General features: G+C 58.1%; 26 protein-coding genes. 14 read left to right on the forward strand and 12 right to left on the reverse strand.

Annotated features, from left to right (window positions below):
• The first annotated feature begins 49 nt into the window (after positions 1 to 49).
• The 3 genes from ACR0NF_RS08620 to ACR0NF_RS08630 all read left to right on the forward strand — a co-directional run bounded on the left by ACR0NF_RS08620 (position 50) and on the right by ACR0NF_RS08630 (position 3732).
• Positions 50 to 1708: an NAD+ synthase gene (locus tag ACR0NF_RS08620; RefSeq protein ID WP_480778084.1), complete on the forward strand. Its 1659-nt coding sequence runs from the start codon at positions 50 to 52 to the stop codon at positions 1706 to 1708.
• A gap of 274 nt (positions 1709 to 1982) precedes the next feature.
• Positions 1983 to 2249: a hypothetical protein gene (locus ACR0NF_RS08625; protein ID WP_480470840.1), complete on the forward strand. Its 267-nt coding sequence runs from the start codon at positions 1983 to 1985 to the stop codon at positions 2247 to 2249.
• 151 nt (positions 2250 to 2400) lie between these two features.
• Positions 2401 to 3732 carry an NAD(P)/FAD-dependent oxidoreductase gene (locus ACR0NF_RS08630; protein ID WP_480470839.1) on the forward strand — a complete coding sequence of 444 codons (1332 nt, stop codon included), beginning with the start codon at positions 2401 to 2403 and terminating at the stop codon, positions 3730 to 3732.
• A 4-nt stretch (positions 3733 to 3736) separates the two neighbouring features.
• Here ACR0NF_RS08630 and ACR0NF_RS08635 read toward each other — a convergent pair whose 3' ends face one another.
• Positions 3737 to 4669, reverse strand: coding sequence for an MBL fold metallo-hydrolase (locus ACR0NF_RS08635; RefSeq protein WP_480778085.1), 933 nt, complete (start codon positions 4667 to 4669; stop codon positions 3737 to 3739).
• A 116-nt stretch (positions 4670 to 4785) separates the two neighbouring features.
• Here ACR0NF_RS08635 and ACR0NF_RS08640 point away from each other — a divergent pair, with 116 nt between their 5' ends.
• The gene (locus ACR0NF_RS08640; protein ID WP_480659348.1) at positions 4786 to 5220 is read left to right on the forward strand and encodes a DUF1801 domain-containing protein; all 435 of its coding nucleotides are present in this window, start codon (positions 4786 to 4788) and stop codon (positions 5218 to 5220) included.
• 60 nt (positions 5221 to 5280) lie between these two features.
• Entirely contained in the window at positions 5281 to 6606 is a 1326-nt protein-coding gene (gene gltX / locus ACR0NF_RS08645; RefSeq protein ID WP_480778086.1) for a glutamate--tRNA ligase, read from the forward strand.
• An 80-nt stretch (positions 6607 to 6686) separates the two neighbouring features.
• On the opposite strand, the gene ACR0NF_RS08650 is transcribed toward gltX, so the two are convergent.
• Positions 6687 to 7256 (reverse strand): gamma-glutamylcyclotransferase family protein, encoded by a 570-nt coding sequence (locus ACR0NF_RS08650; RefSeq protein ID WP_480470835.1) that lies wholly within the window; start codon positions 7254 to 7256, stop codon positions 6687 to 6689.
• Positions 7257 to 7350: 94 nt separating this feature from the next.
• Here ACR0NF_RS08650 and ACR0NF_RS08655 point away from each other — a divergent pair, with 94 nt between their 5' ends.
• Positions 7351 to 7797 carry an RrF2 family transcriptional regulator gene (locus ACR0NF_RS08655; protein WP_480470834.1) on the forward strand — a complete coding sequence of 149 codons (447 nt, stop codon included), beginning with the start codon at positions 7351 to 7353 and terminating at the stop codon, positions 7795 to 7797.
• A gap of 2 nt (positions 7798 to 7799) precedes the next feature.
• On the opposite strand, the gene ACR0NF_RS08660 is transcribed toward ACR0NF_RS08655, so the two are convergent.
• Together ACR0NF_RS08660 and ACR0NF_RS08665 are read right to left on the reverse strand one after the other, a co-directional pair.
• Positions 7800 to 10328 carry an ABC transporter permease gene (locus ACR0NF_RS08660; protein WP_480778087.1) on the reverse strand — a complete coding sequence of 843 codons (2529 nt, stop codon included), beginning with the start codon at positions 10326 to 10328 and terminating at the stop codon, positions 7800 to 7802.
• Positions 10325 to 11020: an ABC transporter ATP-binding protein gene (locus ACR0NF_RS08665; RefSeq protein ID WP_480659352.1), complete on the reverse strand. Its 696-nt coding sequence runs from the start codon at positions 11018 to 11020 to the stop codon at positions 10325 to 10327. The genes ACR0NF_RS08660 and ACR0NF_RS08665 overlap by 4 nt, the downstream gene beginning before the upstream one ends.
• Before the next feature lie 54 nt (positions 11021 to 11074).
• On the opposite strand from ACR0NF_RS08665, the gene ACR0NF_RS08670 reads away from it, so the two are divergent.
• Together ACR0NF_RS08670 and ACR0NF_RS08675 are read left to right on the forward strand one after the other, a co-directional pair.
• Complete coding sequence (locus ACR0NF_RS08670) at positions 11075 to 11710, forward strand: arylesterase (protein WP_480659353.1); 636 nt, start codon at positions 11075 to 11077, stop codon at positions 11708 to 11710.
• 10 nt (positions 11711 to 11720) lie between these two features.
• Entirely contained in the window at positions 11721 to 12335 is a 615-nt protein-coding gene (locus ACR0NF_RS08675; protein WP_480778088.1) for an SOS response-associated peptidase, read from the forward strand.
• Here the strand turns inward: ACR0NF_RS08675 and ACR0NF_RS08680 are convergent.
• Together ACR0NF_RS08680 and ACR0NF_RS08685 are read right to left on the reverse strand one after the other, a co-directional pair.
• Positions 12332 to 12886: a L,D-transpeptidase gene (locus ACR0NF_RS08680; protein ID WP_480470829.1), complete on the reverse strand. Its 555-nt coding sequence runs from the start codon at positions 12884 to 12886 to the stop codon at positions 12332 to 12334. The two genes, ACR0NF_RS08675 and ACR0NF_RS08680, sit on opposite strands and share 4 nt — an antisense overlap.
• Positions 12887 to 13053: 167 nt before the next feature.
• Positions 13054 to 13260, reverse strand: a complete 207-nt coding sequence (locus ACR0NF_RS08685; RefSeq protein ID WP_480470828.1) for a cold-shock protein — start codon at positions 13258 to 13260, stop codon at positions 13054 to 13056.
• Positions 13261 to 13614: 354 nt separating this feature from the next.
• Here ACR0NF_RS08685 and ACR0NF_RS08690 point away from each other — a divergent pair, with 354 nt between their 5' ends.
• Positions 13615 to 14037 carry a tellurite resistance TerB family protein gene (locus ACR0NF_RS08690; RefSeq protein WP_480470827.1) on the forward strand — a complete coding sequence of 141 codons (423 nt, stop codon included), beginning with the start codon at positions 13615 to 13617 and terminating at the stop codon, positions 14035 to 14037.
• Here ACR0NF_RS08690 and dacB read toward each other — a convergent pair.
• From dacB to ACR0NF_RS08705, 3 genes are all read right to left on the reverse strand, one after another.
• Positions 14034 to 15512 carry a D-alanyl-D-alanine carboxypeptidase/D-alanyl-D-alanine endopeptidase gene (gene dacB, locus ACR0NF_RS08695; protein ID WP_480778089.1) on the reverse strand — a complete coding sequence of 493 codons (1479 nt, stop codon included), beginning with the start codon at positions 15510 to 15512 and terminating at the stop codon, positions 14034 to 14036. The genes ACR0NF_RS08690 and dacB overlap by 4 nt on opposite strands.
• Before the next feature lie 67 nt (positions 15513 to 15579).
• A complete protein-coding gene (locus ACR0NF_RS08700) occupies positions 15580 to 16200 on the reverse strand; it encodes a nicotinate-nucleotide adenylyltransferase (RefSeq protein WP_480778090.1) in 621 nt (206 codons plus the stop codon).
• Between the two features lie 32 nt (positions 16201 to 16232).
• A complete protein-coding gene (locus ACR0NF_RS08705) occupies positions 16233 to 16703 on the reverse strand; it encodes an MOSC domain-containing protein (RefSeq protein WP_480470824.1) in 471 nt (156 codons plus the stop codon).
• A 138-nt stretch (positions 16704 to 16841) separates the two neighbouring features.
• Between ACR0NF_RS08705 and ettA the strand changes: the two genes are divergently transcribed.
• Positions 16842 to 18509 (forward strand): energy-dependent translational throttle protein EttA, encoded by a 1668-nt coding sequence (ettA, locus tag ACR0NF_RS08710; RefSeq protein ID WP_480470823.1) that lies wholly within the window; start codon positions 16842 to 16844, stop codon positions 18507 to 18509.
• A 12-nt stretch (positions 18510 to 18521) separates the two neighbouring features.
• Here the strand turns inward: ettA and ACR0NF_RS08715 are convergent, their stop codons facing one another.
• Positions 18522 to 19082, reverse strand: a complete 561-nt coding sequence (locus tag ACR0NF_RS08715; RefSeq protein ID WP_480470822.1) for a hypothetical protein — start codon at positions 19080 to 19082, stop codon at positions 18522 to 18524.
• Position 19083: 1 nt separating this feature from the next.
• On the reverse strand, positions 19084 to 19521 hold the full coding sequence (locus tag ACR0NF_RS08720) for a hypothetical protein (protein WP_480470821.1): 438 nt from the start codon (positions 19519 to 19521) through the stop codon (positions 19084 to 19086).
• Positions 19522 to 19989: 468 nt separating this feature from the next.
• Between ACR0NF_RS08720 and ACR0NF_RS08725 the strand changes: the two genes are divergently transcribed.
• From ACR0NF_RS08725 to ACR0NF_RS08735, 3 genes are all read left to right on the forward strand, one after another.
• Positions 19990 to 21564 (forward strand): lysine--tRNA ligase, encoded by a 1575-nt coding sequence (locus ACR0NF_RS08725; protein ID WP_480778091.1) that lies wholly within the window; start codon positions 19990 to 19992, stop codon positions 21562 to 21564.
• Between the two features lie 48 nt (positions 21565 to 21612).
• Positions 21613 to 22014 (forward strand): DUF4864 domain-containing protein, encoded by a 402-nt coding sequence (locus ACR0NF_RS08730; RefSeq protein WP_480470819.1) that lies wholly within the window; start codon positions 21613 to 21615, stop codon positions 22012 to 22014.
• A 128-nt stretch (positions 22015 to 22142) separates the two neighbouring features.
• Positions 22143 to 24428 carry a glycosyl hydrolase family 28-related protein gene (locus ACR0NF_RS08735; RefSeq protein WP_480778092.1) on the forward strand — a complete coding sequence of 762 codons (2286 nt, stop codon included), beginning with the start codon at positions 22143 to 22145 and terminating at the stop codon, positions 24426 to 24428.
• A 10-nt stretch (positions 24429 to 24438) separates the two neighbouring features.
• Here the strand turns inward: ACR0NF_RS08735 and ACR0NF_RS08740 are convergent, their stop codons facing one another.
• Positions 24439 to 25125 (reverse strand): hypothetical protein, encoded by a 687-nt coding sequence (locus tag ACR0NF_RS08740; RefSeq protein WP_480667297.1) that lies wholly within the window; start codon positions 25123 to 25125, stop codon positions 24439 to 24441.
• A gap of 130 nt (positions 25126 to 25255) precedes the next feature.
• On the opposite strand from ACR0NF_RS08740, the gene ACR0NF_RS08745 reads away from it, so the two are divergent.
• Positions 25256 to 25582 carry an antibiotic biosynthesis monooxygenase family protein gene (locus ACR0NF_RS08745; protein ID WP_480470816.1) on the forward strand — a complete coding sequence of 109 codons (327 nt, stop codon included), beginning with the start codon at positions 25256 to 25258 and terminating at the stop codon, positions 25580 to 25582.
• Positions 25583 to 25627: the final 45 nt, after the last annotated feature.

The raw sequence follows: 25627 nt of genomic DNA on the forward strand, positions 1-25627 counted from the left end.
GCTGTGATCTGCTAAATCCCTGAAAGACTGACGAAGGCAAGAGGGCAAGATGGCCGATCGTTTCCGTATCACTCTGGCGCAGCTGAACCCTACCGTGGGGGATATCGATGGCAATGCTGCCAAAGCCGCCGTTGCATGGGCCGAAGGGCGCGATGCGCAGGCTGATCTAGTGGCGTTGCCCGAGATGTTCATCACCGGATACAACACGCAGGATCTGGTTATGAAGCCGGTGTTCCATCGCGCTGCCATGGCGGCGATCGAGGCGCTGGCCGAACAATGCGCCGAGGGTCCTGCGCTGGCGATCGGCGGGCCGTGGGTCGAAGGAGGCAAGCTCTACAATGCCTACCTGATCCTCAAGGGCGGTCGGATCGTCAGCAAAGTTCTCAAGCACCATCTACCCAACGAAACTGTTTTTGATGAGGTTCGGCTGTATGATGCAGGCCCTCTGGGTGGGCCCTATGCGGTTGGTAACATCCGTATTGGCAGCCCGATCTGCGAGGACGGCTGGCATGAAGATGTGGCCGAAACGCTTGAGGAAACCGGGGCCGAGTTTCTGCTGATCCCCAACGGTTCGCCCTATTTCCGTGACAAATATGACATCCGGCTGAACCACATGGTCTCGCGCGTGGTCGAGACCGGGTTGCCTCTGATTTATCTGAACATGGTCGGCGGTCAGGATGATCAGGTGTTCGACGGCGCCACCTTCGGCCTGAACCCTGGCGGAGAGCTGGCGTTTCGCATGCCGGTCTTTGACGAGGCGGTACAGCATATCGACTTACTGCGTGGGGAGGACGGCTGGCAGATCGTGCCCGGTGATGTCGTGCCCCAACCCGACACATGGGAGCAGGACTATCGCGCGATGGTGCAGTCGCTGCGCGACTACATGGGTAAGACCGGGTTTGGGAAAGCGGTTTTGGGCTTGTCAGGCGGCGTCGACTCGGCGCTTGTGGCGGCCATCGCAGTGGACGCCATCGGGGCAGAAAATGTGCGCTGCGTGATGCTCCCTTCGGAATATACCAGCCAAAGCTCGTTGGACGATGCCGAAGCGGTCGCGCAGGCACTGGGCGTACATTATGATTTCGTACCGATCGCACAGGGACGGGCCGCGGTGACCGAGACTCTGGCACCTTTGTTTGAAGGCCGGAACGAAGATCTGACTGAAGAGAACATCCAATCCCGACTGCGAGGGCTGCTGCTGATGGCGATCTCGAACAAATTTGGTGAGATGCTACTGACTACCGGCAATAAGTCCGAGATCGCGGTGGGGTACGCCACGATTTATGGCGACATGAATGGGGGCTACAATCCGATCAAGGATCTGTACAAAACCCGCGTGTTCGAAACCTGCCGCTGGCGTAACGTCAATCACCGCGATTGGATGATGGGGCCTGACGGCGAGGTCATTCGCCCCTCGGTCATCGACAAGCCACCGAGCGCTGAGTTGCGCGAGGACCAGAAGGACAGCGACAGCTTGCCGGATTACCCCATTCTGGATGCGATACTGGACATTCTGGTGGATCAGGATGGCTCGGTCGCGGATTGCGTGGCCGCCGGGTTTGACGAGGCTGAGGCGCGGCGGGTCGAACATCTGATTTACATCAGTGAATACAAGCGCTTTCAATCTGCGCCGGGCACGCGGCTGACGCCAAGGGCCTTCTGGCTGGATCGCCGCTATCCAATCGTGAATCGCTGGCGCGACAGAAAGTAACGCTGCGCATATACTTATCGTTTACGGTTGCTCCGCAATCGGGTTCTTAAAGCTGGATTGTTTATCTATTCCAGTCTCTTGGCCAGATTTTCTCGGCGTTCTCCTTGCCTCGTGGTCCATTTTTTGCCACATTTATGACAGGGGTTTGCCTCATCTGGGGCAAGCGTGACGTAATCTGGTGGCTAAGCCTACGTTACTAGGTTCAAGGCCGGATTTATCGAACTGGGTAAAGGCATCCGTGTTTGGGATGTCAGTAAAAGTATTGGTGGTCAAAATGACTTATGGTTACGACAAACCGCTTCACGCGCCGACGCAACTGAAAACGATGGAGTCGCCGCCGCGTGAGCTGAATGAAGAGGCGCTGGATGCCTCAATCGCGGACATCCTGAGACAGGAAGCGCCTGCACTGACAACGGAAAAGCAACCTGCGCGTGCAGAGTTTCCAGTGTTGCGACCGCAGGAACCTTCGTTCGTGCGGCCTGAGCCGGGCTTCGCCTCTGCGCTGCGCCAGAAATGGGCGCAACTGTCCGGCGCAGCCTGAGCAAGCAAGGAATAAGTGCAGCAGTTTGAGTTGCGCTTTGGCCGAATGGCCACAGGTCAGTGGAAACCCTCGTGGTTGCGTGGGTTCCGCATTGTCAGCGCGGTGGTTATCGGGCTGGATACCGCTTCGATGACCCAATTCCGAGCGACTGATGCCTGGCCCCACTCCGACGCCTGTCGAGTCTGATCTCATCCTTCCGAAACGCGTAGATGTCGTCGTCATAGGCGGCGGAATAATCGGTGCGTCGACCGCGCTTGAACTGGCTGAACGGGGCGTGTCCGTTCTACTCTGCGAGAAAGGTCGGATCGCGGGCGAACAGAGCTCACGCAATTGGGGGTGGGTGCGGCTTGGAATGCGCGACCCGCGCGAGATTCCCTTGATGACGCAAGCCATCCACATCTGGCAGGGCTTGGATGAGCGGACCGGGCGCGAGACGGGCTATGTCCAATCCGGCATTCTGTTCGGCGCTTCGGGAGCCAGAAGTGAAGGCAACCTGATCCGTTGGTTGAAGAATGTCGAGGGGATGCAAACCGGTGGTCACATGGTATCGGGGCCTGAACTGGAGGACCTGCTGCCTGACAACACCCTGAACCTGCGTGCAGCGCTCTATATGCCACAGGATGGACGGGCCGAACCTCAATGGGCTGCTTCGGCTATCGTCGAAGCCGCGCGGGATCGAGGCGCTGCGGTCATGACGAATTGTGCGGTGCGCAGCGTCGATATGCAGGCGGGACGAATATCGGGGGTTTTTACAGAACGGGGTCGAGTGGCCTGCAGCCATGTCGTTCTGGCAGGTGGCGCGTGGTCGCGCCTGTTTGCCGGAAATGCGGGGATTGAGCTGCCGCAGTTGAAGGTGATGAACACCGTGATGCGCTCGTCTCCGACGGATGCCGGACCTGAAGCTGCGTTTTGGAGCGATGAGTTTGCAATTCGCAAGCGATCAGATGGTGGCTATTCGATTGCATCGGGCCATGAGAACACGGTCGACATCGTTCCCGACAGCTTTCGGTTGGCCCGGCAGTTTCTACCTGCCTTCCGTCAGGAATGGCGTTCACTGCGCTTTCGTCTGTCCCAGCGATGGCTGACTGAGATGCGACAGGACCGCAAATGGTTGCCGACCGATGTGACTCCGTTTGAGCATTGCCGGGTTTTGGATCCCGAGCCGTCGCAGAAGGTATTGCGGCGCGCCTGGGCGCAGGCACGCAATGCTCTGCCCGCGCTGGATGCTGTCGAGGTCGTGCAAAGCTGGGCCGGAATGATTGATGTTACACCAGATGCGGTCCCGGTTATCTCGGGCGTCGAGCGCGTGCCGGGTCTGTACATCGCAACCGGATTCTCGGGCCATGGGTTTGGCATCGGCCCCGGCGCAGGTCGCCTCGTGGCCGATCTAGTAATGCAGACCGCGCCATGTGTTGATCCGGCCGCCTTTCGCCTGTCCCGTTTCACGGACGGTTCAAAGGTGCGGCCGGACCCAGGATATTAAGGTCTTAACCCATCATCTGATAGCTGACAGGGACAAAGCGGAATCCGTCGCCGCGGGTCTCGACGAAACCGGCAGCAGGGAAGGGCATGTGATAGCCGATCATTGGTACCTTGTCCGCGGCCAGCATGCCCAGAACATTGCGCCGCGACTGCGTGGCGGCCGCTTTGTCCATATCAAAGCGCACTTCCCATTCAGGGTGTGCGAAGGACCAGACGTAGTGATTTGCAAGGTCGGCTGTCAGAACAAGACGCTGGCCGTTGCTTTCCAGATGATAGACCATGTGCCCCGGCGTATGCCCAAACGCCGCGACCCCTGTGATACCCGATGCAACCTCGCCACCGTCACCGATGAAGGTCATCTTTTCGGCCAGTGGCGTGACTTTGGCTGCAACCAGATCGCCGACCCGGTTGCCCGCGTCCTGTGCCGCCCAGAAATCATACTCGGGCGCAGCGGTCACATAGCGCGCGTTGGCGAAGGTCGCAGCGTCATTGGTGGTCATGCCGCCAATATGATCGGGATGCATGTGGGTAATGACAACCACATCAATCTGATCAGGCGTCACGCCCGCATCCGCCAACGCGGCCTGAATGCCACCTTGTCCAAGGCCGGTATCGAACAGAACCAGCTCGGACCCTGTGTTGACCAGCGTGGGCGTAAAGAAGAACTGCGCAACGTCCGGGGAAATAAAGTTCTCGGCCGAGACATTTGCAAATTCTTCATCAGACGCCCCGCCGCCGAAAATCTCTTGGGCGCCGTCGCGGGGCAGGCTGCCGTCTAGCAATGTGGTGACGGTGAAATCGCCCAGCGTAAAGGATTTGGCGATGGTTGAGTTGGCTTTGGTTTCGGTCCCGGCGGCCAAGAGCGGGGTTGCAGCTGCGGCAAACGGCAAAACAGCTGCGGAGCCTAGTGCAGCGCGGCGTGTGAGTTTGATGGTCATTTTTGTTCTCCCTGTCAGAACACCAATAGATGAGTTAGGTCAGCGTGAGTCTCTTGCCAGTATATACTGAGATGATATGGGCTGCGGGGATGAACATTGCGTGTTAAATTTTGTTTATGCCGCGATCTGAGAACAAGACTGTCCCCACCCGCGAAAGCGTCCAGGCGTTTCTGTCATCCGTGCAACCGGCGATGAAGGCCGAAGATGCACGAACGCTGGACAGGTTATTTCGCGAAACGACCGGGTTCGAACCGGTGATGTGGGGGCCGTCGATTGTGGGTTATGGCCGTTATCACTACCGCTACAAATCCGGGCGCGAGGGGGAATTTCTGGCCACCGGCTTTTCCCCACGCAAGGCGGCGCTGTCGATCTATATCATGCCCGGCTACACGGATTTCAGGGATATCCTGCGCCGGTTGGGCAAGCACAAGCTGGGCAAATCATGCCTCTATGTGAACAAGCTGGCTGATATCGATCTGGATGTTCTGGGCGAACTGATCCGCGCCGGTCTGGAAGACCTCGGAGGGCACTGGCCGGTCCAACCGACCTGAACGCCTCTACTGGACAATTCGCCAATCCTGTGACAAGAGCCGCGCCAACAGGAGACATCCATGACCACCACCCGTTTCGCCCCGTCGCCCACAGGTTACATCCATGTGGGCAACCTGCGCACCGCCCTGATGAACTATCTGATTGCCCGCAAGGAGGGTGGTACGTTCATCCTGCGCATCGACGACACCGACCCCGAGCGGTCGAAGGAAGAATACGTTGATGCGATCAAGCAGGATCTGGACTGGCTGGGCCTGCACTGGGACCGGGTGGAGCGCCAATCTGAACGACTGGATCGCTATGCTGAAGCTGCCGACAAGCTGCGTGAACTGGGGCGCTTCTATGAAGCGTTCGAAACGCCGACTGAGCTTGACCTGAAGCGCAAGAAGCAACTGAACATGGGCAAGCCACCGGTTTATGACCGCGCGGCGCTGAACCTTTCGGATGCCGAGAAAGAAGCCATACGTGCCGAGCGCGGCAATGGTGTCTGGCGCTTCAAGCTGGATCACGAGCGGATCGAGTGGAAAGACGGTATTCTGGGTGACATCTCGATCGATGCGGCCTCGGTTTCCGACCCGGTGCTGATCCGTGGTGATGGTCAGGTCCTCTATACGATTGCGTCCGTGGTCGATGACACCGAGATGGGTGTGACCGATGTTGTGCGCGGCTCGGACCATGTGACCAACACGGCGACGCAGATTCAGATCATCGAAGCGCTGGGCGGTGCTTGCCCGCGTTTCGCACACCACTCGCTGCTGACCGGTCCGCAGGGTGAGGCGCTGTCGAAACGCCTGGGTACGCTGGCCTTGCGTGACCTGCGTGAGCAGGGCGTTCAGCCGATGGCGCTGCTGAGCCTGATGGCGCGCCTGGGTTCGTCCGATCCGGTCGAGCTGCGGTCTGACATGGCCGAATTGATCGAGGGCTTCGACTTAAACCGTTTTGGCGCAGCTCCGACCAAATTCGACGTGCAGGATTTGTTTCCGCTGACAGCGAAACATCTGCAGTCGCTGCCGCTGACCGATGTGGCAGAGGCTGTTGCGGATGCGGGCGTGCCGGCAGAATTGGCCGAGCCGTTCTGGCAGATGGCGCGCGAGAACATTACCACTCTGACCGATCTGAAGGGCTGGTGGGAGCTCTGCCGTGATGGGGCCGAGCCGCTGATTGCCGATGAGGATCGCGCGTTTATCACCGAGGCTATCGCTCTGCTTCCAGAAGGCCCGTTTGACGGCGAGACTTGGGGTGTTTGGACCAAAGCTGTGAAAGAGGCCACCGGCCGCAAAGGCAAAGGTCTGTTTATGCCGCTGCGCAAGGCACTGACGGGTATGGAGCGTGGGCCGGAAATGGCGGCACTGCTGCCGTTGTTGCAAGTCATCCGGGCGCGCGGGTAACAACGCGCCTTATGGCGGGGTGTTTCGAAAAAAGTATATTTGAACTAATGGAGGGGTGGGCCGGTGCGCCTGCCCCTTTGTTATGCTGGGTCTACGATCCTGCTGCCTAAACGGGTCAGGTGTTCGTCAACGAAACCGGTCTCGTCCGAATTCAGTTGTTGATGGCGCGGGTAACGGGGCGCGGCACGGTCGTTCAGGATCGGAGCGTCCCAGCCGTCGGTTGTTTTAAAGAAGCGGTCCGCGCCTTCGGGCCCGAATGCACGCAGATAACCCTGAACGACCACGTCGATATAGCTTAACAACAAGGGGTGTTGATCTGTTGGTTCGGTGTGCTTGCCTTTCGGGACGGCATAGACCGCGATCTCGACCGCGTGTTTCAGGGGGTGTGTAACGGCGTGCGTTGCGGTGATGCGATCATAAGCCCATTCGCGCTCGTCTAACGCGACCCAGTCATTTCGGGGAACGTGGGCGATCATTCCATCGATCTCTGAGGCCGGGTCAGGGACTGCCGTTAGAAAGGCGACGGGGCGCAGATCCGTATGCCGCCACGCGCGACGCCAACCTTTCAGCTGTGCCGGTCGCGGGTTGGGAAAGTCGTGTGTCGAGAGGTTCACCAGACTGCCATAGCCAAAGAAATAGGGATCTGCCATGCGGGCCACGTCCTTCGGTGATGATTGATGTATGTCAAACAATCTTTTTACGAGACATGCAATAAGGCTGCATCTTGAAATTTGGGAGGTCATGATGCGGATCACCAAAAGGACGAACATAGCGGTGCGCCTGCTGATGTATTGCGCCGCCCATCAGGATCGGCTGGTAACGAAGGCCGAGATCGCCGAGGTGTGCAATATCTCGGAAAACCATCTGGCGCAGGTAATCAACCAGCTGAGCCAGCTGGAGTATCTGAGCACGCAGCGGGGTCGTAACGGAGGCATGTCGCTTGCGCGGCCCGCGGATCAGATCCGGATCGGATCGGTCTTTCGTCACGTCGAAGGCGGTCTTCCGATTGCCGAGTGTTTTGCGGATGCCGACAATACTTGCCCGCTGACCGATGCTTGCCGGTTGCGGCTGGCGCTGCAGGATGCGGCTGAGGTGTTTTACGCCTCGCTGGACGAAATCACTCTGGACGCTTTGGTCTGTGACAACGACCAGTTGCTGAAGATTCTGCAGCCCGTGGCCTGTGTGCGCTGAGATCAGTCGCTGGCCCGCAGGATACGAGCGGGCCGGACCGAGAGCGGGCGCAAGGCAAAAGCCACGCCAGCGCCCAGCGTCACGCCGATGCCCGCGAGGACAATGCCGAGCGCGGATGGCCAGATGATCGTGAATCCGGTGTCGAAGATATAGGTCGCAACGGCCCAACCGCCCAGGATTCCTGTCAGCAGCGCGACACAGCCCGCCGCCGCCCCTAGCAGAATCGCGCGCAGGGCGAAGCTGCGTAGGATGCGGCCCCGATTGGCACCGAGCGTTTTCAGAATTGCAGCCTCATACCGCCGCGCGGGCTCACCCGCCGCTGCTGCGCCGATCAGGACGAGAAACCCGGTCAGCAAGGATATGCCCGCACCATAGGACGTCGCCGCGGCGAGCCCCGCCAACAGACCGGATACGCGGTCGATGGCGTCGCGCACGCGAACTGCGGTGATATTGGGGTACTGCCCCGCGAGATCGCGCAGGATGGCGGCTTCGGCCTGTTCCTCGGCATAAACCGTCGCGATGAAACTGTGGGGAGCACCGGCAAGGGCCGATGGGTTTATCGACATGATGAAGCCGATGCCGGCAGTTGAGAAATCAACCTCTCGCAAAGACGTAAGTTCGGCGGTGATGTCGCGGCCGAGGATATTAACCGTCAGTTCGTCGCCCAGTTTCAGGCCCATCTCGGCGGCTTCTTCGGCGGCAAAACTGACCTGCGGTCGGCCTGTGTAGTCCTCGGGCCACCACGTGCCTTCGGTGATCCTTGCATTTTGTGGCGGCAGATTTGAATAGGTGACGCCTCGGTCGCCTTCCAGAACCCAGTGATCCCCCGCGACCTCGCGGGCGGGCCTGCCATTGATTCGGGTAATGATCCCGCGCAGCATTGGGGCGCTTTCGATACGGCTTACGGCGGGATCGGTTTCCAGCCGCTCGGTAAAGCCCGGCATCTGGTCCTTTTGAATGTCGACGAAGAAATAGGACGGAGCCACATCCGGCAGGTTACCCGAGATGGCGTTGCGCAGGGTTCCATCGATCTGACCCACCGCCGCCAAGACCGAAAGGCCGAGGCCCAGAGACAGCACCACCGAGGATGCGCCCTCACGCGGGTCGGAAATTGCCGACAGAGCCCACCGCAGGGACGGGCGACCTCGGGCCCAGGGCGTACCCATCCGCGCCAGTCTGCGGATCAGGAAGGCCGAGAGTGCCAGAAGTGCAAGTGCGCCGGCCAACCCGCCGCTAGTCCAGAGCGTCAGCCAGGTTGAGCCGCTGAGCCACGAGGCTGCACCGATCAACAGGGCCAGCCCGATTGCCGTTGCGACGACATAGACCAGACGGGGTAGGCTGCGGGTCGTTGACAACGCATCGCGGAACAGGGTCGCAGCGCGCACCTCTTCGGTTCGGGCCAGCGGCCAGAGCGTGAACAGGAAGGCTGTCAGCACCCCATAAAGCGCGGCCTCGGCCAATGGTTGGAGGTAAAGCGAGAAGACGGCAGGGACGGGCAGGCGGGCTTCGATGATGGGGGCGATCAGCAACGGGATCGCTCCACCGATAATGAGGCCCAGGAGGATGCCTATACCCGATAGGACTCCGATCTGGATCATATAGGTCTGGAAAATCGTTGCCCGATCCGCACCGAGTGTGCGCAGCGTGGCGATGGTTTCCGTTTTCTGGGCCAGATAGGCACGTACGGCCGCGGACACGCCGATCCCTCCGACGGCCAAGCCAGAGAGGCCGACGAGCACCAGAAAGGCACTCAGGCGGCCAACGAACTCGGATATACCCGGCGCGCCGTTGCGCGCATCGGTCCATCGCATACCAGTGCCGTCGAAGGTTTGTCCTGCCTCGGTTGCCAGAGCTTCCAATTCGCCGCCCCGCGGTAGATCGAGCCGATACTTGGTGGAAAACAAAGTGCCCGGCGCGAGCAGGCCCGAAGCTTGCAGATCCTGCGTGCGCACCAAGGTGCGTGGCCCCAAGGTGAACCCATCCGCAGCACCATCAGGTTCATGTTCCAGCGACGCCATCAGGACAAAAGACTGGGTTCCAAGGGCGAACTGATCGCCAATTGATAGGCCCAACCGGTCGATCAAAGATGGGTCCATCACGGCCCCTGGCAGACCATCAGCCCCTTTGAATGCGTCGGGCAGGGGCAACTCTGGCAGCAATTGAACCGTACCCACCAGCGGGTAGGCAGTATCCACCGACTTCACCTGCGTCAGGCCACGCTGTATTTCGCCCCCGTTTTCCGTGACAGCCATGGACCGGAAATCAACGACCTCCGAGACCGCCTGCGCAGTCTGTTCCATCCACGCGCGTTCCTGGTCATCAGCAAAGCGATAGGTGAATTCCAGTTGGGCATCACCACCCAGCAGCGCGGCCCCTTCCTGCGTCAGGCCGGTCTGAATCGCCTGCCGGACCGAGCCTACGGCAGCAATTGCTGCAACCCCAAGCGCGAGACAGGCGAGAAATACCCGAAACCCGCGCAACCCGCCGCGCAGCTCGCGACGTGCCAGCCGCCCGGCGATGCGCAGGATCATTCGGCGGCCTCGCGCTGTGTGTCCTCTGCGATCCGGCCATCCCGCAAACGTATGACGCGGTCGCATTTCTGAGCCAAGCTGTGGCTGTGTGTGACCAGTATCAGAGTTGCACCGTGGCGGTCGCGCAACCCGAACAACAGGTCAATGATCGCAGCCCCATTGGTTTCGTCCAGATTGCCGGTGGGCTCGTCCGCCAGCAGGATTTGCGGGCGCGGGGCCGCTGCACGGGCCAGAGCGACGCGCTGTTGCTCACCGCCGGACAATTGCGCCGGATAATGGTCCCGGCGATGTGAGAGGCCTACGGCGTCCAATTCGGCCTCCGCGCGCGAAAACGCATCTTTGTGGCCTGCCAGTTCCAATGGCGTGGCCACATTCTCCAACGCTGTCATCGTCGGGATCAGGTGGAAGTTCTGAAACACAACCCCCATCGCATCGCGCCGAAATCGGGCCAGAGCGTCTTCGTTCATCGTGCTTAGATCATGACCCAGTGCGCTGACGCGGCCCGACGTGGCCTGTTCCAACCCGCCCATCAACATAAGCAGCGAGGATTTGCCCGACCCGGACGGGCCGACCAGCCCCAGCGTTTCGCCCTTGTTTACGGTCAAAGAGATGTCATGCAGGATATCCACCCGTCCGGCATTGCCATCCAGCGATAAAGCGGCATCTTGGAGGGAGAGAACAGGTGTCGTCATCAATCAGCCCAGTTAGGGGAGTACGGTTCATTGGGATATGGCGCGAAACAGAAAATGCGCAAGACTTTGATGGCCGCAGCGTTGATCTGTTGCGGTTTTGCAGCGACGGCCCAGCCGGTCGTGATAGCCGCGTTGGGGGATTCTCTGACGCAGGGCTACGGCTTGCCTGAACAGGATGGTTTTGTTCCGCAGCTGCAACGTTGGTTGGAGGATCAGGGAGCGCAGGTTCAGTTGATCAACGCAGGTGTCTCCGGTGATACCACCGCCGGGGGCGCGGCACGCGTCGACTGGACCCTGACACCAGACGTGGACGGGATGATCGTAGCGCTTGGCGGCAATGATCTGTTGCGCGGGATCGATCCGGACGTCTCGCGCGCCAATCTTCAGGCCATCTTGAGCGCAGCTCAAGCTTCAGAGGTTGAGGTATTGATGATCGGCATGCAGGCCCCGGGCAACTACGGGGCCGACTATAAACAACGTTTCGACAGCATGTATCCGGAACTGGCACAACAATTTGACGCGCTTTATGCCGAGAGCTTCTTCGAGGGTCTGACGGCCTCGGGTGATCCGGCAGCGGCGCGTCAGTATATGCAAGCCGATGGGATTCATCCCAACGCGCAGGGCGTGTCCTTGATAGTAGAAGCGCTAGGGCCCGAGGTGCTGGTGCTGGCTGAGGAGGCCGCTAAATAGGAGGTTTCCGATGCCCGGACGGTTCTTTTTGACACGACCGACGTCGCAGATCGCAGATGATCTGGGATTTCCGGGCAGCATCCCCGAACAACCAGCGCGCCAAAATATCCAGCCGGGAGAGGAGGTGGTTGTTCTGACCGGTACCGGGCTGACCCTCATGCGCTGGGGCATGATCCCGGTTGGCCGGGTGAATGCGCGAGGGCGTCCGGTGATGGAGACGATCATCAACGCGCGCTCCGAGACCGTCTTCGACAAAAGCGCTTTCGAAGGCGTCGGGCGTGCGGTTATTCCTGTTGACGGTTGGTATGAGTGGACCGGAGAGAAGCGGCGCAAAACCGCTTGGCGCATCTCGGCCAAGGATGGATCACCCTTGCTGTTTGCTGCGATCACCGACGTCTGGCAGGCACCCGGAGGGCTGTGCGTTGATCAGGTTGCTGCGGTGACGTGCGAGCCGAATGCGGACGTGAAGCCCATCCATCATCGGATGGGCGTGTTACTAGACCGCGATGGTGTTGAGCTTTGGTTGAACGGAACAGAAGAAGAGGCCCAAAACCTCGCCAGTCCGTGGCCTGACGGATGGCTGCGTATCGAGCAAGCCGACGATGTGGATTGGTCGGCCCCCTAGACCACTGTCACCACGGTTCCGATCGGCACCCGGTTATAAAGGTCGATCACATGCTCATTCAGCATTCGGATACAACCGTTTGAAACGGCATGGCCGATGGTCTGCGGCTGCGTGGTGCCGTGGATACGGAAATATGTATCGACCCCATTCTGGAACAGATAGAGCGCGCGTGCGCCCAGAGGATTGTCTCCACCACCGGGCTGGACATAGTCGTTGTCCTTGAATTTGGCGTAAGTGACCGGGTCGCGCTCGATCATCTCGTCGGTTGGCCGCCAAGTCGGCCATTCTTTCTTGACGTCGATGGTGGCCGAACCCGTGAACTCGAGGCCGGCTTTGCCAACGCCGCACCCGTAGCGGACAGCCTTGCGGGGTTCGGTCACGTAATAAAGGTAGAATGACCGCGGTGCGACCAGCAGCTGACCTGGCTGAAACTGCTTCTTAATGCGCACAAACTGCGGTGTCGGGTCGTATTCGACCGCTTTCTTGGCACTGGCTGTGCCGGGCAGCAGGCAGACAGCTGTCCCAGCCACAAAAGCGCGGCGAGTAAACATATTGCGTCCCTTCCAAAGACCAATGAACTTTTGATCCTAGTCTTGAAAGGATAGCCGATTTGGTCAATCGGCGGGGATGCATAACTGAAATGTGATGTATTCTGCGGGCCACACATTAGTCGTGGCCAAGGAAGAGGGCGGAGAGAAAGCTCCGCCCTTTGAACGGCTTAGGCCAGTTCGATATTATCCGCGCTTTCGCGGCCATCACGGCCTGCGCGCAGCTCGTAAGTGACTTTCTGGTTGTCGGCCAGGCCCGTCAGGCCCGAGCGTTCGACAGCTGAGATGTGCACGAACACATCTTTGCCGCCCTCTTCGGGTGCGATGAAGCCGAAGCCTTTGGTGGTGTTGAACCATTTTACGGTACCTGTAGGCATATCCGTTGTCTCCTGTTTTGGTGCTGCCCACGGAGTTGCGGCAGCCTGGCGTCGTCGGTCTGGATCGAATGACTGAGCGCCCATGAAGGAGACAGTAGGTCGAAATAGAAAAACGTTAGCGTTGTGGATATGGCATTGAGACGAACGCGTGGCAAGAGAGGAGTGTTCTGGTCGCGACGCCGTTTGGGAGATCGTTATCCGAATTGCGCAAGAATTCTCCGAGAGTTTGGGCGTCCGCATGTGCCTACATTCATTGCGCACGGCATTGGAACGCCGGCCGCATAAACAAGCGGTTGAACCTGTTTGCACCCCCTCCTATCGTGCGCGTGTAATATAACCATTCAGGACGATAACATGACCGAGCAAATGCCACATCCCATGTCTCCGCAGGATTGCCTTGTGGCGATCATGGTCGCGGTGTCCGCCTCGGATGAAACCATTCGCACCGCTGAACTGGTCAAGATCGAAACCGCGGTCAACATGCTGCCGGTCTTTGCCGACTACGATATCGATCGCACCCGCCGCGTATCGCAAATCGTGTTTGATCTGTTTGAGCAAGAGGATGGGTTGGACGCCCTTTTCGGTTTGGTTCGTGAAAACCTGCCTGAACGTCTGAATGAGACCGCCTATGCGCTGGCCTGCGATGTGGCTGCCGCCGATGGTTCATTGGCTGAGACCGAGCTGCGCCTTCTGGAAGAAATCCGCTATGAGCTGAGCATCGATCGCCTGCATGCCGCCGCCATTGAGCGCGGGGCGCGTGCACGGCATACCATCTAGCTGCCGTAAAGCGAGCCCCAACGCTCCAACAACGCCCGCTGCAATTTGCGTGATTTCCGGTTCCAAGGGCGCGCGCCTTCGGGTCGTTCGCGATTTGCGCGCGGGATTTTGGCGCGATGGGCGACATCTGCGGTGAAAATGGCAAAGGCCAGTTCTATCCCATCTGTTGTAGTCAGATAGCCACCAAGACCTGAGACGAAGTTCAGTGTTCCAGTCTTTGCATCCACCCGGACCGGATGGTTCTTGACCGGTCGCCCGTTCTGGTCGGTCAGGGCAAATGGTTTCAGCAACGGTCTCAGCTGATCAGAGCTGCCCGCCGTCGCCAATATCTTGGTCAATGCCACAGGCTCCATGCGCGACGCATCCCCGAGCCCCGAATGATCCACCATCGCAATTCCGTTCGCGCCAAACCGCTCGGTCGCCCAGCGGTTCATCTCTGCCGCTGACTCTGCGAGGTTTTCAGGTCTTATCCCACGCGCCTTTGTGGCCGCCATACCGACCATCTCGGCGGTGATATTGGTCGAGTATTTCAGCATTCCCTTCAAAATGCTCTGCAGCGGGTCGCTTTGATGGATCACCAAAGGCACCCCCTGCGGGGCTTGTTGGGTTACCTGTACCCGGCCCAGAACAATCCCGTTCACACGCGCCAGCGTACGGAACACGTCGCCTGCATAAAGCGCGGGCTTGCGCACTGGCAACCACCGCGCGCCCCCATTGCCCAACGCGCCTTTGGCCACGGTCCACCGATCTTGTCGCGCACTGGGCTGATAGGTGTAAATAGGAAGACTACGGCTTTCGATCCGCATCGTGGCCATATCGACCGAAGGCGTGTATTTTGTGCTGCGGGCGTCCATGGTCACGCCATAGCCATCGCTTTCGCGCTTCCACTCGAAATGCACCCGGTTGAAATTCAATGATATCCCACTGATTGCCGGGCTGTAGCCCAGATGATCGGGTTGCCCCGGGTCAACGCTGAAAACATAAGGCAGCGTTCCGTCATAGACCTTGAATGCGCCGCGCACCTCGGTAATCCCAGCCTTGCGCAGATTGGCCGCCATAGTGGCCAGCGCATCTGTATCCAGCAGCGGATCACCGCCTCCGGCGAGGATCAGGTCGCCTTTCAGGATTCCGTTTTCGATCGGACCATCCGCGATCAGAGTTGTTTCGAACCGAAACTCAGGACCCAGAACATCCAAGGCATAAAGCGCGGTCAGAGCTTTGGCGACGCTGGCAGGTGGCAAGCTTGCGCCTTCGCCGAATACCTCCAATGGCGTTCCGGTTTTTACATCGGAAACGGCAAAGACAACTTCGCCCCGCAGCCCTGCGGCCTTTACAAGCCGCTCGGAGGCGCTCGCCAACGGTCCGCGCAGTTGAGGGCGCAGAGACACCAAAGGCGCCTCGGCAAGGCCCGTGCCCGGAACCAGAGACGCCCCCAATCCACTCAGAAACAAACGACGCGAAATACGATCAACCATGGGTCTATTAGGATCCCAGAGCTTAAATATAGACAATCACTTGATTAAGATTATGCGCTGACTGGAGTCATTCGGGCAACACCCCATCGCCCCAGATGCCGCGATTGCGAAGATCAGTTGAACTGACGTCAACCATCGGCACGTTCACGAAACACCAGGCCGGAACCTCGGCCCGGCCCAGCAAATGCCGCGCCTGCCCGTCGATGCGGTATCTGGCATAGAGCCGCGCCGCCGGGGACATCCGCGCCGAAATCCGATCCCCCGGTCGCGCCACGACGCCAACGGGAATGCTATCCATGATCAGCCGCCAGTCTTTCCACTTGTGAAACTGCGCCAGATTATCCGCGCCCATCAGCCAGACAAACCGGACCTGCGGATAAAGCCGTCGCAGCGCCACTATAGTATCCGCCGTTGCCCGTGTGCCCGTAAACGTCTCGATATCCGTGATCTCGACCCTTGGGTGCTGCATCAATGCACGCGCGGCCTTCATCCGCTGTGCCAGAGGCGCCGGTCCGTGTGTTTTCAAGGGATTGCCCGGAGACACCAGCCACCACACCCGATCCAGCCCGAACGCCTTCAACGCCTCGCGTGTGACATGAACATGACCGCGATGGGGCGGATCAAAAGATCCGCCGAACAGCCCGATCACTTGTCCGGGCCGCGCATATGGAATGTGGTATCGCTCCATCCCTCGCTGATGTTCAGAACTGGGGGGCGTTGTCAATCAACAGGTTGCACCGCATCGCCCAGCTTTACGCGCCCGGGCCGGATAACTTCAGCGCACCAACCCCCATGCCCGCGCACGGCAGAGTAGCCACCTGCACCCAACGCCTCCTCCATCCGGCTGCAGGGCGCACAGATTACGGTAAAGCGCAGAATGGCATCACCAACCTGCACCTCACGCCCCTTGAGCGCTGCCAGATTGATCCCAGACACCACCAGATTGCGCCGCAAGATGTCAGGCGGAATCGATCCTCGCCCCAGATACAACCCAATCGCCCTCAGATGCTCTTGCTGGATCAAAGTCACCGCCCGCTTGCCCGCGCTGCTACGGTCGCCGTCGAGGCCAGAGACGGAAATGTTAGCTGTATCCTCTGCAACCATCTCCAGTCGCCGTTTGGGTCGCAAGCCAATCCATTCAATACGACCCGGCTGCGCCCAGCCCGCGATCAACTCTGCCAGTTCAGACAATCCAGTCCCTCCTATCGGTTGAAGCTCTTTAGCCCATACAAGCACGGTGCAAAATTCACAAAACCACCAGCTTGCCCCTCTCGCCCGGCTCGGATATCCAGCGTTTCAACCCAATTTCACCGACCCAGAGGACGCGACATGGCCGCCTATCAATATGTCTATCACATGCAGGGTGTCTCCAAGACCTATCCCGGTGGCAAGAAGTGCTTTGAAAACATCCACCTGAGCTTTCTGCCCGGTGTGAAAATCGGTGTCGTCGGCGTCAACGGCGCAGGTAAATCGACTCTGATGAAGATCATGGCGGGCCTCGACACCGATTTCACGGGTGAGGCATGGGCCGCCGAAGGTGCCAAGGTCGGCTATCTGCCGCAGGAACCGCAATTGGATGAATCCCTCACCGTCCGCGAAAACGTCATGCTGGGCGTCGCCGCAAAAAAGGCCAAGGTCGACCGGTTCAACGAGATTGCCATGGAGATCGCCGAGAACTACTCGGACGATCTGATGGAGGAAATGACCACCCTGCAGGACGCGATCGACGCGGAAAACCTCTGGGACCTCGACAGCCAGATCGACGTCTCGATGGAGGCGCTGCGCTGCCCCGCCGACGACGCCAACATCGCCAACCTCTCGGGTGGTGAGAAACGCCGCGTGGCGCTCTGCAAACTGCTGCTGCAGGCGCCCGACATGCTGCTGCTCGACGAACCGACCAACCATCTGGACGCCGAGACCATCGCCTGGCTGCAACAGCACCTGATCGACTACAAGGGCACCATCCTGATCGTCACCCACGACCGTTACTTCCTGGATGACATCACCGGCTGGATTCTGGAACTCGACCGCGGCCGCGGCATTCCCTACGAGGGCAACTATTCCGCATGGCTGGAACAAAAAGCCAAACGGCTGGAGCAGGAAGCCCGCGAGGACAAGTCCAAGCAGAAAACCCTGCAGCGCGAATTGGAATGGATGCGTCAGGGTCAGAAGGCCCGTCAGGCCAAATCCAAGGCCCGGATCAACGCCTATAACGAACTGGCCGAACAGTCCGAACGCGAAAAACTGACCCGTGCCCAGATCGTCATCCCCAACGGCCAGCGCCTTGGCGGCAAGGTGATCGAGGTCGAGGGCCTGTCGAAGCATATGGGCGACAAGCAACTGATCGAAGGGCTGGATTTTGCCCTGCCCCCCGGCGGCATCGTCGGCGTCATCGGCCCCAACGGTGCGGGTAAATCGACCCTGTTCAAAATGCTCACAGGTCAGGAACAGCCCGACGCAGGCACCATCACGCTGGGCGATACCGTTGAACTGTCCTATGTCGACCAGTCCCGCGACGACCTGAAAGACAACGACACCGTGTGGGAGGCGATCACCGGCGGCGCCGAGATCATCCAGCTGGGCGACGCGCAGGTCAATTCCCGCGCCTATTGCTCGTCCTTCAACTTCAAGGGCGGCGACCAGCAGAAGAAGGTCTCGTTGCTGTCAGGTGGTGAACGCAACCGCGTCCACATGGCCCGCCTGCTGAAAGAGGGCGGCAACGTCCTGCTGCTCGACGAACCGACCAACGACCTCGACGTTGAAACACTGCGTGCGCTGGAAGACGCGCTGGTCGATTTCGCCGGCTGCGCCGTCGTCATCTCACACGACCGCTTCTTCCTAGACCGGATTTGTACACATATTCTGGCCTTTGAGGGCGATGCCCACGTGGAGTGGTTCGAGGGCAACTTCGAGGATTACGAAGAGGACAAGAAGCGCCGTCTGGGACCGGACGCGCTGGAGCCCAAGCGGTTGAAGCATAAGAAGTTCGCGCGGTAAAGGTTCCGGTTCTTATTGAACAGCAAGAGCTCCAGATATCGAATTTAAGACGACGGTGAACTCAGCTATTTTCCAAGTTAGCTGATTTACCAATCTTCTTGATTCCTCATTTGCCGCGTCGTTCGGGCCAAATTTTTGAGCTTCGAGTTGAATCATAAGCTGAGCTATTTGATTGCAGCTTGATGCAGCGTAATCTGCCAGATCCTTCACGGTGGTAATTTCAACCCCCTGCCGCTGGATCATCCTTAATGTGTTTTGAGCTATGAGGCCTTGATCAATCAAAACGCTTTCGAGCTCTTCCTGAGGTAAACTCGTATATAGTTCACGAGCTGTTTCAAGACTGCCAACAACATCAGAAAAAGAACCAACATCGCTTATCGATATCTCACCACCTTCAGCTTGGGAGAAAGTCGAAAATACAATCGAAAAAGCAGACATAGTAATCTCAGAGGCAGAGCTGAACTGAAGCACTGTATCCTCTGAAATGTTGTCATTCGTTTGAGGTTGAAACAACCAAGCAAACGAAACATTTGGAAGCAATAATACCAGAACAATAGCGATCTTCTTTAGCATATCAGCAGTCTTTCAATATTTTGACGAAGTCTTCCGGATAGCTGCTAGCCTCTAACATGGGCATAGCCATTTCATTAAATGAAGGGATCAAGTACACAGCGCACATGTCTTCCTTGGCGCGCTTCCACACTGAACTATCGATAAGACCGTTGTCATAGAAAACGTACTGCTCTGACAAAAAGCTCAGTGTTTTGCGGACAAGGGTCCGGTATTTTATCTCAGCTTGGTCTACTCCGAAAACTCTAGCTGCGATTTCCGGATTATCAGCCAAGTCTTGAGAGAGATCTCTCCCACTATTAAGTAGATTAGATATCGCCTGCGCTTGCACGGCGTTTCTAGTCAATTTGAATTGCCAGAAACTCAGCCCTAGGGCTACAACCGCCAAAATTGCCGCCGCAGAGCTTATTTCATCTTTGTAAGTCTTCAAAAAACAAGCCATTACACTACCAATGAACCACATTCTTAAAATACAAATCAGGATAGAAATTTACCATTTTTTTGCAAGCTTTTTGACCCTGTTCCAGTTAAGCCAGACCGTTTGATAGCAAGCGGATGATGGGATTACACTCCATCACTCACTCGAAGAACATACCCGAACAGCCGCACCATCTTTTCCCGCGCACCAAACCATATCCAACTCCATCCTCTCAGATGATAGGGTGAAACCCCATCCTACGGCTCTCCGAACGTGCCATCGGTGACCACACCACGCCACGCCGGATCAACCCGGCCTGCGCGAATATCGCGATGGATTGACGAATACGCCCAATCGGTCAGAGGCTTCGCCAACCACTCAACTCCCAAAAATGCCCGTGCTTTGTTGACTCATGCTGCACCGGCACAATAGGAGGGGTCGGTCGGCTGCATAGGGCGGCGGGCTGATTTCTTCCGATGGAGCTGAACTACTATGTCTGAACTGCGTGAAACCGCGATGACGTCCAAGGCGTGGCCGTTTGAAGAGGCGCGTCGGTTGCTCAATCGCTATCAGAAAGGTGCTCCGGAGAAGGGGTTTGTGCTGTTCGAGACAGGCTATGGCCCCTCGGGCCTGCCGCATATCGGAACCTTTGGTGAGGTGGCGCGGACCACGATGGTCAAGCGCGCGTTTGATGCGCTGTCGGACATCCCGACCAAGCTGATCTGTTTCTCGGACGATCTGGACGGGATGCGCAAGGTGCCCAGCAACGTGCCGAACCCGGAGATTCTCGAGCAGCATTTGCAGCGCCCATTGACCTCGGTGCCTGATCCGTTCGGCGAATATGACAGCTTTGGCGCGTATAACAACGCGATGCTGCGGCGGTTCCTCGATACCTTTGGGTTCGAATACGAGTTCTACTCGGCCAAGGAATTCTACGAATCCGGTCAGTTTGATGAAGTGCTCAAGCTTGCGGTTGAACGCTATGACGAGATCATGGCGATCATGCTCAAAAGCCTGCGGGAAGAGCGCCAGCAAACCTATTCGATCTTCCTGCCACTGCATCCTGAAAGCGGGCGGGTGATGTATGTGCCGATGAAAAAGGTCTGTGCCGAGACATATACCGTGACCTTCGATGATGAGACGGGCAAGGAATGGACTGTTCCAGTCACCGGCGGCAATGTGAAGCTGCAGTGGAAGCCGGATTTCGGCGCGCGCTGGGCAGCTTTGGGCGTCGATTTCGAGATGTACGGCAAGGAACATGCCACCAACGAGAAAATCTATGACTCGATCTGTAGGGCACTTGGCGGTCGCGCGCCCGAGCATTTTAGCTATGAGCTGTTTCTGGACGAGAATGGGCAGAAGATTTCCAAGTCGTCGGGGAATGGTGTGTCGATTGACGAATGGCTGACCTATGCGCCGACCGAGTCGTTGGCCTATTTCATGTACCAGAAGCCCAAGACAGCAAAGCGGATGCATTTCGATGTGATCCCGAAAGCCTATGATGAGTATCATCAGCAGTTGCGGGCCTATCCGGGGCAGGACCTGAAAGCGCAGTTGAACAATCCGGTGTGGCATATCCACGGCGGAGAAGTTCCTGAATCAACGCTGATGGTGCCTTTCGCCATGTTGCTGAACCTCGCGTCCGTGTCGGGGGCTGAGGACAAAGAGGCGCTGTGGGGCTTCATCCGTCGTTATGCGCCGGAGGCTACGGCCGAAACGCATCCCGATCTGGATCAGGCGGCGGGCTTTGCGGTGCGCTACTTCAACGATTTTGTCAAACCGACGCGCCAGCATCGTGCGCCGACGGATCAGGAGCGGGATGCGCTGGAGGCGTTGAAGGCAGCCCTAGAAGCTTATGATGGACCGATGGAAGATGAGGCACTGCAATCGGTGGTCTATGCCATCGGGCGCGAGCGGTTTGATCCGATGCGCGGCTGGTTCACAGCGCTTTATGAAGTGCTGCTGGGCGCGTCGCAGGGGCCTCGGTTCGGTGGGTTCATCGCGCTTTATGGTGTGCCGGAAACCATTGCTCTGATCGACAAGGCATTGGCCGGAGAACTGGTCTGATTTGACCTGACCTCGTGTGGGGCTACCCTTGGTTCAGGAGGTGGCCCCATGCGTCGACTATTGCTTGCTGTATCTCTGAGTGCCGGGCTGGCCTCGGGCGCTTTTGCGCAAAACGCCGAGATCGAGGCAAATATCTCGGCGCAGATACAGGCCTTCAAGGCGGATGATTTCGCCACCGCTTTCACCTTTGCCAGCCCCAATATCCAACGCCTGTTCGGGTCGCCCGAGAATTTCGGTATCATGGTGCGGCGCGGCTATCCAATGGTCTGGCGCCCGACAGATGTAAGGTTTCTGGAGCTGCGCGAGATCAATGGTGCCTTATGGCAGAAGGTTATGGTGGTGGACCGAGATGGTCGTGTCCATATCCTCGATTACCAAATGATCCGGCAAGAAAACGGCTGGAAGATCAATGGTGTGCAATTGTTGGGCAACTCCGATCCGGCGGCGTGATGCAACACCACCGTCACGGTGATATGAGCTGCGATTAATTCCTTTTCGATACCAAGACCTCCGCGCTCGGGGAATGTCCTGAGCTTTGGGTTTTGGCGCGCGATGGCGCGATTGGGAAAGGGATTTTCATGAACAAGGCTATCACCGACGGTATCGTGTTTATGCCGCCAGCATTCGCGGATGGTCTGGGAGTATGGTCCAGCGGCGACGGCACGCCTGGCGCGCCGACCTATGAGGGGTCGGGTACGGGTGTGTTTGTGCCAGCGGATGCGGATTTCGCAGGCTGTCTGGAGATCTACAAAACTGAGGCCACGCAGCAACTGCGCTATATGGGTCAGACGCAGCTGTTGCCGGGCTGCTATTTGCAGATCAAGGCACGGGTGAAGGCGATCAGTGGACCTCTGCCGGAAGTGCGGATAGCGGGTTGGGCCGGGGGTGCCGGGGATGCGCATGTGAGCGGTTTAGTCGAGCAGGGCCCGGCGACACAATTGACCGGCTATGGCACGGTGCATGAGATCACGGCGATCGTGGGCGTTGGTCAGCGGCCGGGTGTGGACATGCCTTGGGGTCCTGCGGCGCTTTATGGTCATTTCGGGCTGAATATCGACGGCACCAATGGGGCCGTGGTGCGGGTTGACGATCTTGAGATTGTCGACATTACGAGCGCGTTCCTGCGTGACATGATCGGCGTTGTCGACGTGCGTGACTTTGGCGCTTTGGGCGATGGTTCCACCGATGACTCCGAGGCGTTCGAGGCGGCGGATCAGGCTGCGAACGGACGCAAGATTTATGTGCCACAGGGAACATTTCTGCTCGACGAGAATACCTCTATCGGCTCCGAGATCGAATTCGATGGCACGGTGACGATGCCTGACGACAAGATGCTTCTGCTGACCAAGAACTACGATCTGCCCACCTACATCTCAGCCTTTGGGGATGAGATGCTGGCCTTCAAAAAAGCGTTTCAGGCATTGCTGAATGGTTCAGACCATGAATCGCTTGACCTGGGTGGGCGCAAGATAGCGGTGACCGAGCCCATTGACATGGCTGCAGCCGTACCCAACCGAACAGGCTATGCCACCCGTCGGGTGGTGCGCAACGGTCAGTTCGACGTCAAAAGCAGTGCAGCCTGGGATACCGAGAGTTTTGAGTCGGTCGCAACCTATGATCCGAGCGATTCCCGCAAACTCACCAATGTGGCCAATATCGCAAACATCCCTGTGGGTTCATTGGTCACCGGCAGTGGGGTGGGGCGCGAGATTTATGTGCGTTCCAAAGATGACAGCGCTGGTGAAATCACGTTGAACGAACCGATCTATGATGCAGCCGGGACGCAGAACTTTACCTTTACGGCATTCAAATATCTGTTGGACTTTAGCGGTTTCAGCGCATTGCAGAAGTTCAACATGGAAGGGATCGAGTTCCAGTGCAATGGTCGTTGCAGCGCGATCCGTCTGTCGCCTGGGGGTAACACCTTTGTGCTGAAGGATTGCTTTATCAGCCGTCCCAAGGATCGCGGTATTACCTCAATCGGGCAGGGTTGTCAGGGGATGTTGATCGACGGGTGTCAGTTCTTGTCGACCGAAGAGAGTCTGGACGTGGCGGATCGCAGCTCAATCGCCCTGAACACCAATGCCAATGACGTCAAGCTGCGCCATAACCGGGCAACGCGGTTCCACCACTTTGCGGTTTTGGGCGGTGACAACAATCTGGTGCTGGGTAACCACTTTTTCCAGGGTGACGGCGTGCCCAACGGTATCCGCAACGCGGGGCTTGTGCTGATAGGAGGGTACAACAGCTCTTCGGTTGCCGAGAACTATGTCGACAACTGCTTCATCGAATGGACCAATGAACGGGATCCGGACCCTGATTACAGCACTGGTTATTCCTTCAGCGCGTTGAGCGTCACAGACAATATCTTCTATGCCAGCAATGTCGCGCCTTGGTTTAGCTACTTCGTGATCCGTCCTTATGGATCGGGGCATTTTCTGAATGGTCTGACGGTGACTGGCAACAAGTTCCGGGTCGCCAATGTGGATATTGACCGGGCAGAGCGCGTGGATACCAGTTTTGCCAACCTCAACCCAGAGCGGCATACAAATGTCAGCTTTGAAAACAACACGTTCCATGGGATCAGCACGCCTTGTTCCAACCCGCTACGCGTTCGTCACTCGCAAAGTTCGACCTCGTCGGCCTGGACGGTCAGCTCGCAGGGGCGGTTGCCGTTTGGCGGTTGTGCGCGCGGGTGCGACGCGGTGGTGGCCGTAAGCTCGCTGAGATCGGTCTTTAACTCAGTGCGCTACACGGTGCCGTATGTCGAGCTGAAGCAGGGATCGAGCCAAAACAGTATTCGCCTGCGTTGGTCTGAGGCATTAAGAGGCACAGTCTCGGCCATTCTGCGGATCGATACCTGACCGGAGGTGCTTAGTAGTTGAGCCATAATGCGAGTTTGAAACCTGTGTGTTCGCGAACTGAATTCCGTTCAACTCCAATGACCCAGCTGGCTATACCGGTTTTCGGACGATAAATCAGCGAGGGCCGGGCGCTCCAATACCAAGGGCGACCCGGCTCGTATGACGTTTCGATTTGCAACAGAGGGTCGAAGCGCCGCCCCGATGACAGACCTGCAGTGAAATCCAGCTTTCGGATCAAGGCCTCATGCGTACGGTATTCCAGCGCTGTGTCGACTGCGATCCATCCCGGACCCAACCCGGTTCGGATACCTTTGCCATACGACAATGTGGTTTTATACATCGCCCAGGCGCCGTCCTGCCGGTGATGCAACCCGGCGCCGAATTCGGCGGCTATGCGCCCGGCTGAACCGAAATCAGCGACAGGGATTCGGGCAAAGACCAGGGCGTGGCCGTAAAGATCCTGATGTTCTTCAGCGTCCAGCCCGATTGTCAGATTTCGCCTGAACCCCCATTCAGCATAGAACGCCCCCTTGTACTTGTAGGCATCATCGTTTTCCCGGAATGCAGTGACCGAGGTCGCGGCAAAGAGTGAATCTTTCTCGCGCAACCATGCCCCGGCGTTACCCGGGCCGCAAAGCACGAAGGATAGCAAGAATATGAGAACCAGACGGGCCATGCGCGCAGCATCCGCGGACATGGTTAACGGATCGTTAGTTTCCTGTTCATCCTTGGGAAAGAAATTCTCCAAATCCCGGTTTTGGCTCAGGAAATAGATGGCGTTTGTGAAAGCTGTGTTAGGCTGGACCTGACAAAGTAGGAGGAGCCACATGCCGCAGATTTCCAAAAACAACAGCTATCAGACGGTCATTACTACCTTTGAGATGACCCCCGGAACCTGTCAGGATCTTCTTGAGGCGCTGACGGATGCCTATGCCCATTTCATTTCGAAACAACCCGGTTTCATCTCTGCAGGGCTGCATGTGAACGACGCGCAGACGCGCATTGCCAATTATTCACAATGGGAGCGGCGCGAGGATTTCCTGTCGATGTTGCGCACACCAGAAATGCGCGAGCGCAATCGCCGGATCAATGAGCTGTGCAAAAGCTTTGAACCCGTCATGTATGACGTGGCCGAGACATTTGGCGAGACCTGACCTGGATCAAGGCAGCGATGCAGGTTTACAGCGACGATGGCGGCG

The organism is Ruegeria sp. CF4, from assembly GCF_056537345.1.

Coding starts and splice junctions, on each gene's coding strand:
- ACR0NF_RS08620 (WP_480778084.1), top strand. CDS start 50: ATGGCCGATCGTTTCCGTATCACTCTGGCGCAGCTGAACCCTACCGTG.
- ACR0NF_RS08625 (WP_480470840.1), top strand. CDS start 1,983: ATGACTTATGGTTACGACAAACCGCTTCACGCGCCGACGCAACTGAAA.
- ACR0NF_RS08630 (WP_480470839.1), top strand. CDS start 2,401: ATGCCTGGCCCCACTCCGACGCCTGTCGAGTCTGATCTCATCCTTCCG.
- ACR0NF_RS08635 (WP_480778085.1), bottom strand. CDS start 4,669: ATGACCATCAAACTCACACGCCGCGCTGCACTAGGCTCCGCAGCTGTT.
- ACR0NF_RS08640 (WP_480659348.1), top strand. CDS start 4,786: ATGCCGCGATCTGAGAACAAGACTGTCCCCACCCGCGAAAGCGTCCAG.
- gltX (WP_480778086.1), top strand. CDS start 5,281: ATGACCACCACCCGTTTCGCCCCGTCGCCCACAGGTTACATCCATGTG.
- ACR0NF_RS08650 (WP_480470835.1), bottom strand. CDS start 7,256: ATGGCAGATCCCTATTTCTTTGGCTATGGCAGTCTGGTGAACCTCTCG.
- ACR0NF_RS08655 (WP_480470834.1), top strand. CDS start 7,351: ATGCGGATCACCAAAAGGACGAACATAGCGGTGCGCCTGCTGATGTAT.
- ACR0NF_RS08660 (WP_480778087.1), bottom strand. CDS start 10,328: ATGATCCTGCGCATCGCCGGGCGGCTGGCACGTCGCGAGCTGCGCGGC.
- ACR0NF_RS08665 (WP_480659352.1), bottom strand. CDS start 11,020: ATGACGACACCTGTTCTCTCCCTCCAAGATGCCGCTTTATCGCTGGAT.
- ACR0NF_RS08670 (WP_480659353.1), top strand. CDS start 11,075: ATGCGCAAGACTTTGATGGCCGCAGCGTTGATCTGTTGCGGTTTTGCA.
- ACR0NF_RS08675 (WP_480778088.1), top strand. CDS start 11,721: ATGCCCGGACGGTTCTTTTTGACACGACCGACGTCGCAGATCGCAGAT.
- ACR0NF_RS08680 (WP_480470829.1), bottom strand. CDS start 12,886: ATGTTTACTCGCCGCGCTTTTGTGGCTGGGACAGCTGTCTGCCTGCTG.
- ACR0NF_RS08685 (WP_480470828.1), bottom strand. CDS start 13,260: ATGCCTACAGGTACCGTAAAATGGTTCAACACCACCAAAGGCTTCGGC.
- ACR0NF_RS08690 (WP_480470827.1), top strand. CDS start 13,615: ATGACCGAGCAAATGCCACATCCCATGTCTCCGCAGGATTGCCTTGTG.
- dacB (WP_480778089.1), bottom strand. CDS start 15,512: ATGGTTGATCGTATTTCGCGTCGTTTGTTTCTGAGTGGATTGGGGGCG.
- ACR0NF_RS08700 (WP_480778090.1), bottom strand. CDS start 16,200: ATGGAGCGATACCACATTCCATATGCGCGGCCCGGACAAGTGATCGGG.
- ettA (WP_480470823.1), top strand. CDS start 16,842: ATGGCCGCCTATCAATATGTCTATCACATGCAGGGTGTCTCCAAGACC.
- ACR0NF_RS08715 (WP_480470822.1), bottom strand. CDS start 19,082: ATGCTAAAGAAGATCGCTATTGTTCTGGTATTATTGCTTCCAAATGTT.
- ACR0NF_RS08720 (WP_480470821.1), bottom strand. CDS start 19,521: ATGGCTTGTTTTTTGAAGACTTACAAAGATGAAATAAGCTCTGCGGCG.
- ACR0NF_RS08725 (WP_480778091.1), top strand. CDS start 19,990: ATGTCTGAACTGCGTGAAACCGCGATGACGTCCAAGGCGTGGCCGTTT.
- ACR0NF_RS08730 (WP_480470819.1), top strand. CDS start 21,613: ATGCGTCGACTATTGCTTGCTGTATCTCTGAGTGCCGGGCTGGCCTCG.
- ACR0NF_RS08735 (WP_480778092.1), top strand. CDS start 22,143: ATGAACAAGGCTATCACCGACGGTATCGTGTTTATGCCGCCAGCATTC.
- ACR0NF_RS08740 (WP_480667297.1), bottom strand. CDS start 25,125: ATGTCCGCGGATGCTGCGCGCATGGCCCGTCTGGTTCTCATATTCTTG.
- ACR0NF_RS08745 (WP_480470816.1), top strand. CDS start 25,256: ATGCCGCAGATTTCCAAAAACAACAGCTATCAGACGGTCATTACTACC.